Annotated in this window: 9 protein-coding genes and 1 tRNA gene; 6 read left to right on the top strand and 4 right to left on the bottom strand. The window is 38.2% G+C overall.

The features are described from left to right. Positions 1–50: 50 nt before the first annotated feature. Positions 51–126: transfer RNA gene (locus ACLJX0_RS13420), tRNA-Gly, on the bottom strand. Positions 127–670: 544 nt separating this feature from the next. Between ACLJX0_RS13420 and ACLJX0_RS13415 the strand changes: the two genes are divergently transcribed. From ACLJX0_RS13415 to ACLJX0_RS13395, 5 genes are all read left to right on the top strand, one after another. Then, positions 671–1,147: a transcriptional regulator gene (locus tag ACLJX0_RS13415; RefSeq protein WP_410881086.1), complete on the top strand. Its 477-nt coding sequence runs from the start codon at positions 671–673 to the stop codon at positions 1,145–1,147. Between the two features lie 5 nt (positions 1,148–1,152). Beyond that, a complete protein-coding gene (locus ACLJX0_RS13410) occupies positions 1,153–2,307 on the top strand; it encodes an efflux RND transporter periplasmic adaptor subunit (RefSeq protein ID WP_410881085.1) in 1,155 nt (384 codons plus the stop codon). 3 nt (positions 2,308–2,310) lie between these two features. Then, complete coding sequence (locus ACLJX0_RS13405) at positions 2,311–5,451, top strand: efflux RND transporter permease subunit (RefSeq protein WP_410881084.1); 3,141 nt, start codon at positions 2,311–2,313, stop codon at positions 5,449–5,451. 1 nt (position 5,452) lies between these two features. Beyond that, positions 5,453–6,859, top strand: coding sequence for an efflux transporter outer membrane subunit (locus ACLJX0_RS13400; RefSeq protein WP_410881083.1), 1,407 nt, complete (start codon positions 5,453–5,455; stop codon positions 6,857–6,859). Between the two features lie 359 nt (positions 6,860–7,218). Then, positions 7,219–7,830 carry a polysaccharide deacetylase family protein gene (locus tag ACLJX0_RS13395; RefSeq protein WP_410881082.1) on the top strand — a complete coding sequence of 204 codons (612 nt, stop codon included), beginning with the start codon at positions 7,219–7,221 and terminating at the stop codon, positions 7,828–7,830. On the opposite strand, the gene ACLJX0_RS13390 is transcribed toward ACLJX0_RS13395, so the two are convergent. The 3 genes from ACLJX0_RS13390 to ACLJX0_RS13380 form a co-directional block, all read right to left on the bottom strand. Further along, positions 7,825–8,118, bottom strand: coding sequence for a thioredoxin family protein (locus ACLJX0_RS13390; RefSeq protein ID WP_410881081.1), 294 nt, complete (start codon positions 8,116–8,118; stop codon positions 7,825–7,827). The genes ACLJX0_RS13395 and ACLJX0_RS13390 overlap by 6 nt on opposite strands. Before the next feature lie 76 nt (positions 8,119–8,194). Further along, complete coding sequence (locus tag ACLJX0_RS13385) at positions 8,195–9,430, bottom strand: metallophosphoesterase (RefSeq protein ID WP_410881080.1); 1,236 nt, start codon at positions 9,428–9,430, stop codon at positions 8,195–8,197. A 185-nt stretch (positions 9,431–9,615) separates the two neighbouring features. After that, positions 9,616–10,782, bottom strand: coding sequence for a hypothetical protein (locus ACLJX0_RS13380; protein WP_410881079.1), 1,167 nt, complete (start codon positions 10,780–10,782; stop codon positions 9,616–9,618). Between the two features lie 254 nt (positions 10,783–11,036). Here ACLJX0_RS13380 and polA point away from each other — a divergent pair, with 254 nt between their 5' ends. Then, positions 11,037–13,847: a DNA polymerase I gene (polA, locus tag ACLJX0_RS13375; RefSeq protein ID WP_410881078.1), complete on the top strand. Its 2,811-nt coding sequence runs from the start codon at positions 11,037–11,039 to the stop codon at positions 13,845–13,847. Positions 13,848–13,975: the final 128 nt, after the last annotated feature.

Below are 13,975 nucleotides of genomic sequence, written 5' to 3'. Positions count from 1 at the left end.
AACTGAGCTACTTCCGCAGGTGATGATCTTTGAAAACTTTCATCAAGTTTTGGAGCGGAAGACGAGGCTCGAACTCGCGACAACCAGCTTGGAAGGCTGGAGCTCTACCAACTGAGCTACTTCCGCAATTGTGGATGCAAATATAAGGCATTTTTCAAATTTTACGCAAGAAATAAAAATATATTTTTTTTATCTATTTCATTTTTTTTTCTTTCTGCAGAATATCAATAAGATATCCTGTTTAAATCTTAGCTATTTTTTTTCTTATACAAAGACAGATTACCCTCCACCTCTACTTTTGTATGTTTTTTCTTATACAAGGAAGGATTATGATTATCCGCTCTCTTTACCTTCTTTTTCTGACGAACGGCGTTCACATTATTCAAATAGACGCTATTCAAGATTAGGATATTACTGAAAAAAAATGTATTTTATATGAGTACCCTTCCAAATATTTTTTCTAAAAAAGCTTATTTTTTACATTTTTATACCTAAAATTGGTGAAATAGAAAAATGATTTCCATTCCTCATGCCTTTTTAATAATGGAATTTCAGCTTATTTAGACGTCGTCTACATAATTTAAGAGAATTTTAAGTTTGTTTGGTTCGGAAAGAACAAAACTAACCCTATCTTTGCCCCGTATAATTATTATTAAGAGTTGTTTCCATAATGCAATACGATCAAAGATTAGTCGATTTGTTTCAAGACTTCTGTGCACATCATGAGGTAGTCTATAATTTCTCGCCACTTACGGCCCAGATTTACACCTACATCATGTTCAACAACAACAGAGACGGCGTAACATTTGACGAACTTGTAGAACGACTAAACGCCAGTAAAAGTTCGGTATCTACGAGTTTAAATTTACTAATCAGCAACAATCAGATTGAACATTTCAATAAAATTGACGAGCGGAAGCGCTTTTTTCGCTTAAACTCCAATTTTATTACTACGCGATTGGAGTTGATTAAGAATATGCTAGACCGAGAATCCACCTTAACCCTCAAGCTTAAAGGTTATGTTGAAGAAGGATTAGTCAACACCCACAACTGTCAAGCAAAGATGAAGCTCTACATTGAGCATTTAGAAAACAGTAAAATTCAGTTAACAAACACCATAGAAAAATTAAAAAGTACAAACCAGTAATTTATATGAAACGTTATTTGCATACTATCGTTCTTGGTTCTCTTTCGTCATTAGCCGTAATTTCTTGCGGTAAGAAAGAGCAAGCCCAAGGAGGGCAAGGTCCAATGCCATACAAAGTTGTTCAAGTTCCCACACAAGATGTTGTGGGTCATACTGCATACCCAACTACCCTACAAGGTAAAGTTACTAGTAGCGTCCGCGCAAAAATAACGGGATACATTCAGGAAGTATATGTAGATGAAGGAGCTTTAGTAAAAAAAGGACAACCCTTATTCCGTTTAGAGACCAATATTTTATCTCAAAATGCAGATGCCAGTAAAGCGGCTATTCGAACTGCTGAAGCGCAAGTAAATGTGGCACAAGTGAATATGGATAAATTAGTTCCTCTTGTTCAAAAGGGAATTGTAAGTAACATTCAGTTGGAAACAGCCAAAGCAAACTTAGCGAGTGCACAAAGTCAATTAGCTTCGGCTAAGGCAAACTACAACAGCGTAGTGGCTAATATTGATTTCTCTATTGTACGAAGCCCAATTGACGGAATTGTAGGATCTATCGCTTTCCGTGAAGGAGCGTTGATTTCACCTAGTGATCCTACAGCCTTGACTACCGTTTCTGACGATAGCGAAATATTTGCTTATTTCTCCATGAACGAAAAAGAATACTTTAATTTCTTAGAAAAAATTGAAGGTAATTCACTGAAAGAGAAATTAACTCATCTTCCAGAAGTAAAGTTGCAATTAGCCAATGGAGCTACTTACGCATATAGTGGTAAAATTGAAACCATTAGTGGTCAGATTAACACAGCTACTGGTACGGTACAAGTACGTGCAGCTTTCCCAAATAAGGATCGCATCTTGAGTACAGGAAACAGTGGTACCCTATTAATTCCACAAACGTATAGCGATGTTATGGTCATTCCAGAATCAGCTACGTTTGAGCAACAAGGGCAAATATATGTGTACAAAGTAGAAAATGACACGGTAAAATCAACGCCAATTGAGGTGATTGACCGTGTGAACAAATTAGCAGTTGTCAAATCAGGATTGGAAAAAGGACAAACAATTGTGGGTACAGGATTAGGTACGTTACGCAATGGTTCGGCAATTACGCCAACGCCTACTTCAATTGAGGAGATTAACAACTACAAATCAACATTCTAAACTATGTTAAAGACATTTATTGAAAGACCTGTTCTATCGACAGTTATTTCTATTCTAATAGTAATCTTAGGGGTGCTGGGATTAACCGCACTTCCTGTGACGCAATATCCTGATATTGCGCCTGCAACAGTACAGATTAACGCTAGTTATCCTGGTGCGAATGCTGAGACTGTGATGCAAAGTGTGATCATTCCGATTGAAGAGCAAGTAAACGGGGTAGAGAACATGGATTACATTACTTCTACGGCCAGTAATGATGGTAGTGCGAGTATTCAAGTAATCTTTAAACAAGGGGTAGACCCAGATATTGCAGCAGTAAACGTACAGAACCGTGTGGCACGTGCTACACCGCTTTTACCAGCAGAGGTAACGCGTTCTGGGGTAACGACACAAAAGCAACAGACCAGTGCGTTGATGTTCCTTTCGTTCTACTCTGAGAATCCAAACTACGATGCGATTTACATCCAAAACTACATGAACATCAACGTTATTCCAGAGTTGAAACGTGTAAGTGGGGTTGGAGATGCTCAAGCATTCGGTTCACGTAACTATTCGATGCGTATTTGGATTGAACCTTCAAAAATGAAAGCCTACGGCTTGGTACCTTCGGATGTTGTTCGCGTATTAAACGAACAAAGTTTGGAAGCTGCCGCTGGACAGTTGGGTGAAAACAATGCAGAAGCCTTCCAATATGTAATCAAATACAGTGGTAAATACAAAACACAAGAACAATATGAAAATATTGTTGTCAAGTCCCTAGCAAATGGACAAGTCTTACTACTGAAAGACGTCGCTAAAATTGAATTAGGAGCCATGTCTTATGTAGGGAACTCGGAACTAGATGGACACCCAGCGGTTGCTATGGCGATTTACCAAACGCCAGGATCAAACGCACAGGAAATTAACAAGCACTTACATGCTGAATTAGAAACACTAGCTAAAAACTTCCCAGAAGGAATTCACTATAAAGTATTGATGGATACCAACGAATTCTTGGATGCTTCCATTAGTAAAGTAGTTACTACATTAATTGAAGCGTTTATCTTAGTATTCTTTGTGGTATACATTTTCTTGCAAGATTTTAGATCGACGTTAATTCCGTTGATTGCGGTTCCTGTTTCGATTATCGGTACGTTCTTCTTCTTGAATGTTTTTGGATTCTCCTTAAACTTACTAACGCTATTCGCCTTAGTACTCGCCATTGGTATTGTGGTGGATGATGCCATCGTTGTGGTGGAGGCCGTCCACGCCAAGATGGAAGCAACAGGGGAAGATGCCTTAGAGGCAAGTAAGAACACGATGGATGAAATTTCTGGTGCGATTATCTCAATTACCCTAGTAATGGCCGCGGTATTTATTCCGGTAACCTTTATTAGTGGTCCAACAGGAGTATTCTATAAACAGTTCGGTATTACGTTAATTATTGCGATTTTAATTTCTGCGGTAAATGCCTTGACGTTGAGTCCTGCTTTATGTGCGGTATTCTTAAAACACCACGAAATTGACAACGGAAAAAGAAAGAATTTGCTCCAGCGTTTCTTTAGAGCCTTCAACATTGCCTTCAACAGCATTACAGAGCGTTATGGTAATTCTTTTAAATTATTACTGAAGCATAAATGGTTGACATTTGTTGTTTTACTTGTTTGTTTAGGTATTACCTACTATTCTGCAAAAACAATGCCTACAGGATTCGTACCAAACGAAGACCGTGGATTTATCATGGGTAACATTGAGTTACCAGCAGGTGCTTCCCAAGACCGTGTGGTTGCTATTCAGAGAGAATTCTCTAAAATTGTGCAACAAATTCCTGGAGTTGATGGGGTAACTGTAGTATCAGGATTCTCTTTCATCAACGGTCAAGGTTCGAACTACGGTATGGCGATGATTAAGTTGAAAGACTTTAAAGAAAGAAAAGCACCAGAGTTAGCTACTGACGTAGTAATTGGAAAATTATTCGGATTAGCAGCGACACAATTCCAAGACGCAAGAATGATTTTCTTCCAGCCACCAAGTATTCCTGGTTTCGGTATGTCTTCTGGTTTTGAGCTAAAATTATTAGATAAAACAGGAGGTTCATTGACGGATTTTGATGAAAAATCAAAAGAGTATTTAGGTGCGTTGATGCAGCGTCCAGAAATAATGTATGCGCAGTCCTCATTCAACACAAACTACGCCCAGTATGAATTAGATTTAAATGTAGCGAGAGCGAAAGAATCAGGAGTACTAGTAAGTGATATTTTCTCTGCTTTGCAGGGGTATATTGGAGGAATCTATGCGGCTGACTTTACACGTTTTGGTAAACAATTCCGTGTTATGGTTCAATCGTTACCTAAATATCGTTCCGATGTAAATAGCTTAAATGAGATTTATGTACGAACAGGGTCAGGGGATATGGCTCCTATCACGCAGTTTGTTAACTTAAACAAAGTGTATGGACCACAATCCATTAACCGTTACAACTTATTTACCTCTTCGAACATTACAGGAGCTCCAAAACCTGGCTTCAGTTCTGGGGATGCAATTAAGGCAGTTCAAGAAGTGGCTCAATCTAACTTGTCAGCAGGATATGGGATTGACTTTACGGGATTATCACGTGAGGAGATTAACGCAGGAAACCAAACGGTTCTTATTTTCTTCTTGTGTGTGGTATTCGTTTACTTCTTACTCTCTGCACAATACGAAAGTTATATGTTGCCATTTGCGGTAATCTTATCCCTACCAACAGGTATTATGGGAGCGTTCATTGCTCAAAAACTTGCGGGACTAGAGAATAACATTTACTTCCAGATTGCCCTGGTGATGCTCGTTGGACTACTCGCGAAGAACGCCATTTTGATTGTGGAATTCGCGGTTCAACGTAGAAGACATGGAGAAACCATTGTAGAATCAGCCATTAACGGAGCAAAAGCGCGTTTACGACCAATTCTGATGACGTCATTTGCGTTTATCTTAGGATTAATGCCTTTAGTATTTGCAGGTGGGGTTGGTTATATCGGAAACCGTTCCATTGGTACAGGTGCTGCATTTGGATTATTGATTGGTACAATCATTGGAGTATTTGTAATCCCAGTATTATACGCGATATTCCAATATCTTCAAGAGAAAATTAAACCAATTAAATTTGAAGAAATTAAGTCTGAATAACATGAAAAAACAATATATATACAGAGCAATTCCTGTTGCAATATTAGGACTTACCCTGCAATCTTGTATAGTTGCAAAGAAATACGATAGACCTGATGTTATTCAAGAGGAACAATATAGAGGTAGCAACACAGCAGACTCTCTTTCTATGGCAGCGATGTCATGGAAAGAGCTGTTCGCTGATCAAACCTTGATTCAACATATCCAAACCGGGTTAGATAACAACCTGGATATGTTAATTGCAATTGAAAACATCAACGCTGCCCATGCGTATATGCAGCAAGGAAAATGGGGCTTTGCTCCTACCTTAAATGTGGGTGCCAATTACACCCACAGCATTCAATCTAAAAATGGTCCTCAGGGAATCATGTATGGAGACAAACGCGTGAAAACGGATTTGTATGACATTACGGGTCAGTTTTCTTGGGAATTAGATGTTTGGGGAAAGCTTAGAAGTAATAAAAGAGCATTTGTCGCAAGTTATTTACAAACGGTATCGGCTCAACAGGCAGTAAAAACACAGCTAATTTCAACGATTGCTACAACGTATTTCCAACTTGTTGCTTTAGATAAACAAAAGGAAATCACAGAACTTACCATTGCCAACAGAAAGAATAGTTTGGAAACGATTCAGGCGTTGAAAGAATCTGGTCAAGTAGATGAGATTGCGGTGAAACAAACCCAAGCACAGTTGTACAACGCCCAAGCATTGTTGGTTGACTTGAATAACAATATCAAAATCACAGAAAATACTTTCAGTATTTTACTTGGACAAACACCAGGTGAGATCAAAAGAGAGAAACTGACCGATCAAAAAGTAAATGCTGATCTGACTGTAGGAGTGCCGATGCAATTATTAGCCAATCGCCCTGACGTTAGAGCAGCTGAATATGGTCTAGTTAACGCATTTGAAATGACGAATGTTGCCAGAGCCAACTTCTATCCTTCATTGCGCTTAACTGCAAATGGTGGGCTTCAAAGTCTTGATTTTGACGAATTATTTAATACAAACTCTTTATTTGCAAATTTAATCGGTGGGTTAACTCAACCCTTGTTAAACGGAAGACAAATTAGAACCCAACATCAAGTCGCTCAAACCAAAAAGGAACAAGCCTACTTGGGGTATAAAAAAGCAATCTTAACTGCTTCTAAAGAGGTTTCTGACGCGTTATATACGTATGAAAGTGCATCTGAAAAAATGGATTTAAAGAAAAAAGAATACGAAGCGTATCAATTAGCGACGGAATATTCAGAAGAGCTTTTAGTTCAAGGGATGGCCACTTATTTAGATGTATTAACAGCCAGAGAGAGTGCTCTTGCTGCTGAATTAAGCTACATCAACACCGAATTGACTCAATTAACTACTTTAGTACAATTGTATCGTTCATTAGGTGGTGGATTAGAATAAAACACATCAACACATCCATAGTTAAAGATAGCAGTAGGCATTTGTCTGCTGCTATTTTTTTTTGCTTCCTAGGTAATGGGCGGTAGTCTTCTTCGACATCCCTTGGAGAATGCTTCGAGAATACTAGGAAAACATGGCCTTTTGTCGAAGAAGTGTTGGAGCGAGGTTAAAGCAATCACGAAGGAGAGCCGATGCATTCATTTCGAAACTCCTTCCTTGGTTAGGGATAATTTTTCGCTTTTTTTGATGAAATCCTCCTTTACAAAACAAAATTTTATTTGATGCATAGCGGTAAAGATGTCACCAAATCCTCACCAAATCCTCACCAAATCCTTACCCATTTTTCTTATCTTTGAATTATGCGTTTACTACCTTTTCTCTTTCCACGGTATACTTGGCATAAATCCAAGGCTGATAAGGTGATCTACCTCACCTTTGACGACGGTCCCATCCCTGAAGTAACGGAATGGGTATTGGATGTCTTAGCTCAACATCAAGTGAAGGCTACATTTTTTTGTATTGGGGATAACATTAGAAAACATCCTGCTGTATACCAGCGTATTTTAAAGGAAAATCATCGAGTAGGTAATCATACCTTTCACCACCTCAAAGGGTGGAAAACTACAACTAAAGCGTATATTGACAATGTAACGTTATGCCAAACAGAAATGGCAAAACACGGCGTAGAAGCCGTAACTATATTTCGCCCACCCTATGGAAAAATAACAATGAAACAAGCGAATCAATTGTTACAACAGGGGTATGAAATTGTCATGTGGTCGATTATTACCAAAGATTATGAGGCGAACCTACGTCCACAACAATGCTTAGCGCGCACTATAAAAAAAATCAAACCAGGCAGTATTCTCGTTTTCCACGACAGCCTGAAAGCAGAGAAGAATATGAAGTACACCCTTCCTCTACTCCTTGAATATTTAAAAAAGCAAGGATATTCTTTTGCTACCTTATAACGTTTGAGTCACACTAAGTAAAGCCTCTGTTTCCATAACTCCTCCTTGTCTCCAAATCATAGCTCCTTTTTTGTACAGCAATAAGGTAGGAACTTTCTTAATTCGCAACGCTTCAATGAGTTCGTTGTTTTTAGCCACATCAATTTTAACGATGCGCAATTGATCCCCTCTAGCTGCTGCAACTTCATGAATGACAGTATCCATTGCGGTACAAGCTTCATTCCATTGAGCATAAAAATACACCAGTACAGGTACTTCTGCTGTTACTAAATCTCCAAATTTTGACATAAATCTTTCCGTTAGTGATTTTACTTGTTCTTTAACAACCTATTTTTACAAAAATATTATATTTTATCAAAACAAACTATTTTTTCTTGCGCAATTCTAGAACTGTTATTTCTGGCCAGATGCCCGTTCTCCCTTGATAGGCATGATAACCAAACCCGCGGTTGACGTAAATCATTTTTCCCATTTTTTCATAGAGTCCCGCCCATTGTTTATATACATACTGAATTGGGCTCCATTTGATAAAACCTGGAATTTCAATTCCGAACTGACTACCATGTGTATGTCCTGCAAGTGTTAGTTGAAAATTCTTTGGATGCTCTAACACTTTAGCCTCCCAATGGGAAGGATCATGTGATAGTAGTACTTTAAAATCGTTCGCCTCCACCCCTTTTGTTGCTTGATCTAAATCGCCGTATTTCATGAAATGTGCACGAGCTCCCCAGTTTTCCACTCCAACAATAACCAAGCTATCTTCTCCTTTTTTTAGGCGCACATGTTCGTTGCGCAAAAGCGTCATTCCAATTGCGGGGCTCAATGCACAAATGGCTTTGAAGTTGCGTTCTCTTTCTTCATCTGTTTCCCATTGAATATATTCTCCATAATCGTGGTTTCCTAAGATGGAGTAATTTCCAAAGGGATGTTGTTCTAATTTTTGAAACACCTCAAGCCAAGGCGTCATTTCAGCGGCTAGACTATTCACCAAATCACCCGTAAACAACAATAAATCTGATTTTTGTTGATTTACTAAATCAATGGCATATTCCAATTTTTCTTGATTGTCAAAACTACCTGAATGAATATCCGAAAGCTGGGTAATAGTAAACCCATCAAAGGCATCAGGCAAATCCTCAAAAGTTAAAACGTGTTTATATACTTGGAATTTATAGCGTCCGATAGTAATTCCATGTAAAACGGAAACAAAGGGAATAGCTGCGATTCCAAAGGCAATTTGCGTTATAAATTTTCTTCGTTCTGGAAGAAATCGATCTTTTTTGGTTATTCTTTCTCTTTTAAAATAGTGTACTATTCCACGGAGTACACGCACGAAATCTTCAAGAAGCAGTAATAGCGTGATTAACACTTTTGGCAGATACACCAAGATAACGAATGCTGCCGCTAACATGGACTGATGGTTTTGCCCCGATGCACGATCGAAACGCGAAAATCCATAAGCAATATAAGCCACGATTAAAACAGAACAAACAATATATAAGCGTCTAAAAAATTTATGGCGGGTTAGCTGTTTTACTGCTTGATACGTATATACTTCAATGAGCAGTAAAACAGGGAGTAAGAAAGCTAAATTCAACATAATATAAGCGATAAGTAACAAAGTTAGTTTTTTGTGTAACGTATCAAAATATCTTTAACAAAGATTAATAGCCTTACTGTAAAAACAAGCAGTTACACTGACTCAATAAAAAAAGCAAATACAAGGCTTTCGCTTGTATTTGCTTTTTTTATTCTGTATTGAGGTATATCACAATATGAAAACACTTAGGGTCTAGGATATCCCTTTACTGGAACTCCTTCAAAAACAGCTTTGAAACGCTTAGTAACATCCGTTTTTCTCACCATATCGACTTCTACTTTGTACGCTGTCGCCGATGTTTTGGCAATTCTAATTTCTCCATAATCAATATCCGTATCTAAATCTCCCGTTTGCTTGTTTTTAATTTGGAATGATTTTCCTACTTCATCTGCTCCTGGTCTTCCTAGACCTTGACTCGCGTTTCGGATGTAACGACCTTCTTTTAAGATATCCTCATCCGCTTGAGCGGCCGCAACGACAAATTGCACATCCCACTGATCATTAGACATATACAAATCGTAAGCGACCGTATGCCCTACTTCATCGCCAACGAAATTCATCTGCGTCATCACTTTTAATTCTTCATCCACTGGTGCTTCTGATTCATCTTTTGTCTTTACCTCTTCCTGAACGATTAGATGTGTATCTGAGGCAGAAATACCCGCTACATAAATAATATATTCCGTATTAGGTTTTGTGACTTTAGGTTTTAACGTACTCGGTCCATCTACCTTTATAATAGAAAATCCTTCTTCCATCACTTCTTCAGCAGTCATTTCTCTACCTTCCATTGCACTCTTTTCAACCACCATATAGCGCATTTTTACTGCTCCAGTTGGAGTTATTGTAAAAATAACGCGTTCATGCGTTGCGTCCACATCACTAATTATAAGGCTAATATCCAATGCTTTTTTTGTAGTGAAAGACACCCCTTTAGCGTCAAAAGTTATCACATCTTCTTTATTAATAGCTAAAGCATAAAGTACATACTCTTGTTCTGGTTCTAGTCCTTCAGCTACTTGTTCAGCTGTTGCATCTTCAACTACAACACCTTGTTCTTTTACTTGATCTACCGTTACTTCTACTCCTTTTTTCTCAATCAAATAATGTACCTTCTCTGCATGCGTAGTAGCTAACTTAAACGTCACTGATTCTTCTTCTACCGATACAATTTCAACTTTTATCGTTGCTTTTTCTGCCCCTTCGCTAGGCTCCTCTGGTCCTTCAGGTCCAGGGATTTCTATATCTACTTTTGTCAAATAATTGTGATCATCGCTAGAACAACTAACAGTTCCTATTAACCCCGCCGTTACCAAGGTTAAAACTCCTAATTTAAGGTGAATTTTTTTCATAAACTTATCATTTTTTATTAATAAACAACAGACAAGTCTATTAATAAAAATCCAATAAAACTAATTATTTACCAGAATAATGGTGTATTAATTAAAATAGCAGTATAAAAAAAATGAATTACATAAATAATAGATACAACAAAAAATGATGGGGGTAACTCAAATTCAGGAAGTCCTGTTGCATCAATTCTCACAGAGAAAAACAAAATCACTATCTTTGAAACTCATTCAGTATTAAATTAAACCATCAATCCATGGCTCAACAAAAACGTCTTTTTTTACTAGACGCCTATGCTTTAATATTTAGAGGGTATTATGCGCTTATTAAAAACCCTAGAATCAATTCAAAAGGATTAGATACCTCTGCTATTTTAGGATTTATGAATTCACTTTTAGATGTCATTAAAAGAGAAAATCCAGATCATCTAGCAGTTGCCTTTGACAATGGAGGGAGCAAAGACCGCTTAGCTATTTTTCCAGCATACAAAGCCAATCGCGATGTAACCCCCGAAGCAATTAAGATTGCTGTTCCGTATATCAAAGAGATCTTAAAAGCCATGCACATACCCATTATTGAAGTATCTGGTTTTGAGGCAGATGATTTAATTGGAACCATTTCCAAACAGGCTGAAAAGGAAGATTTTAAGGTATTCATGGTTACTCCAGACAAAGATTACGCCCAGCTAGTTTCGGACAATATTGTGATGTATCGACCTGCACGTATGGGGAACGGCATTGAAATTTGGGATGTAGAGCGAGTAAAAGAGAAATTTGAAGTTGATCATCCCGAACAGGTCATCGACTTTTTGGGGATGATGGGTGATGCAGTTGACAATATTCCTGGATTACCTGGGGTTGGAGAAAAAACAGCTAAAAAGTTCATCAAAGAATATGGTTCTATGGAGAATCTTTTAGCGCATACGCATGAACTAAAAGGCAAGATGAAAGAAAACATCGAAGCCAATAAAGAAAAAGGATTACTCTCTAAAAAATTAGCTACCATTATCTTGGATTGTCCTGTCACGTTTAATGCAGACAATTATATTTTAGAACAACCCGATGTAGAAAAAACAGATGCACTATTCATAGAACTGGAATTCCGAAGAATGAAGGAGCAATTTGACAAGATTTTTTCTTCAACAACAGCTCAACCTATTACTTCAACTACAAGTACAGCACCAACGACTACACAAGAAGAGCAATTTTCTTTGTTTGACACCGCAGAAGGCAGCAGTACCCAATCGCCTTATCAAACGTTGGAGAATACCCAACACGTCTATCAATTGGTCCAATCTCCTATGGCGATTCGCTTGTTGGCGCAGCAATTGATGCAACAAGCCAGCGTTTGTTTTGATACAGAAACCACAGGATTGGATCCATTGACTGCAGAATTGGTTGGCATTGCTTTTTCTTTTGACAAGGGAACGGCTTTTTACGTGCCTTTATCTTCAAACAAACTAGAGGTCTTAGAAACACTAGAACATTTTAGACCTTTCTTCGAATCCGAAAGCATTGAAAAAATTGGTCAAAACTTAAAATACGACATTAAAGTTTTAAAACAATACGATATACAGGTGAACCATCCCCTGTTTGATACCATGATTGCGCATTATTTGATTAATCCAGACATGCGTCACAACATGGATGTATTAGCAGAAACTTATTTAAACTATACGCCACAGCCCATCGAATCTCTCATTGGAAAAAAAGGTAAAAACCAAAAATCGATGCGCGAAGTGGAGGTTGAACTAACCAAAGAATACGCAGGGGAAGACGCGGACGTTACCTTCCAATTGAAACAAGTTTTCTTGCCCGAATTAGAAGCAACGCAAACAGCCCAATTATTCAAAGAGATTGAAATTCCTTTAGTTTCTGTCTTGGCCGATATGGAAAATGAAGGGATTCGCTTAGATGTACATTTCTTAGAGTCTTTATCAACGACCTTAGACAGTGACATCAAACAACTGGAGCAAGCGATATACGAAACTGCAGGAGAGACCTTTAACCTAGCTTCTCCCAAACAGTTAGGGGATATTTTATTCGAAAAAATGCAGATTGGTGGGTCAAAACCCAAGAAAACAAAAACGGGACAATATGCAACGGGAGAAGAAATATTAAGTGATTTGGCCTCCAAACATGCGATTGTTCAAGATATTTTAAATTGGCGTCAATTGATTAAGTTGCAAAATACCTATGTAGATGCTTTGCCAAAACAAATCAATCCCGTGACCAATCGCGTGCATACCGAATACATGCAAGCGGTAGCCGCTACGGGACGCTTGAGTTCAAATAACCCCAACTTACAAAATATTCCGATTCGCACAGCACGCGGTCGATTAGTCCGCAAAGCTTTTGTAGCCCGTGACGAAAATTACGTCCTACTCGCAGCGGATTACTCTCAAATTGAGTTGCGTATTATTGCTGCTTTGAGTGAAGAACCCAATATGATTGAGTCCTTCAAAAACGGCGAAGATATTCACCGCTCAACAGCGGCACGCGTTTTCAATGTTCCTCTAGAGGAAGTAACCAAAGAACAAAGAAGTCATGCCAAAACCGTTAACTTCGGTATTATCTATGGTGTGTCTGCTTTTGGATTGAGTAATCAGACTAACTTATCTCGTGCGGAAAGCAAAGAATTAATTGATACCTACTACGAAACATACCCAAGGCTAAAAGATTATATCGCAAAACAAATCGAATTCGCCAGAGAAAATGGGTATGTCCAAACTATTTTAGGTCGAAGACGATATTTAAAAGACATACACTCTCAAAATGCAGTGGTCCGCAGTGCAGCAGAACGAAATGCAGTGAATGCTCCTATTCAAGGAAGCGCCGCTGATATCATCAAAATTGCCATGATTGCCATTCACAAACGACTCGTTCAGGAACAATGGAAATCTAAAATGTTGCTACAAGTACACGATGAGTTGGTGTTTGATGCACACAAAGAAGAACTTGAAGCCTTAAAAACCATGGTAAAACAAGAAATGGAAAGTGCCTTTACGTTAGCAGTTCCTTTAGTTGTTGACTTGGGTGTAGGTGAAAACTGGCTAGAAGCACATTAATGGTGATGCGTAATAGGTGATGCGTGAATTTCTGAACTAAATTATTTTTACGATATAAAAGAGGCTGTCTATACAAAGGCAACCTCTTTTTTGTGCTTTGTTGTTTATTTTTTTGGGTTTTGAACAAA

Origin of the sequence: Myroides sp. DW712, assembly GCF_046557355.1 — a bacterium.
Classification (GTDB): domain Bacteria; phylum Bacteroidota; class Bacteroidia; order Flavobacteriales; family Flavobacteriaceae; genus Flavobacterium.
The sequence above is the reverse complement of the archived record's forward strand: the minus strand, read 5'-3'. Positions and strand labels throughout refer to the sequence as shown.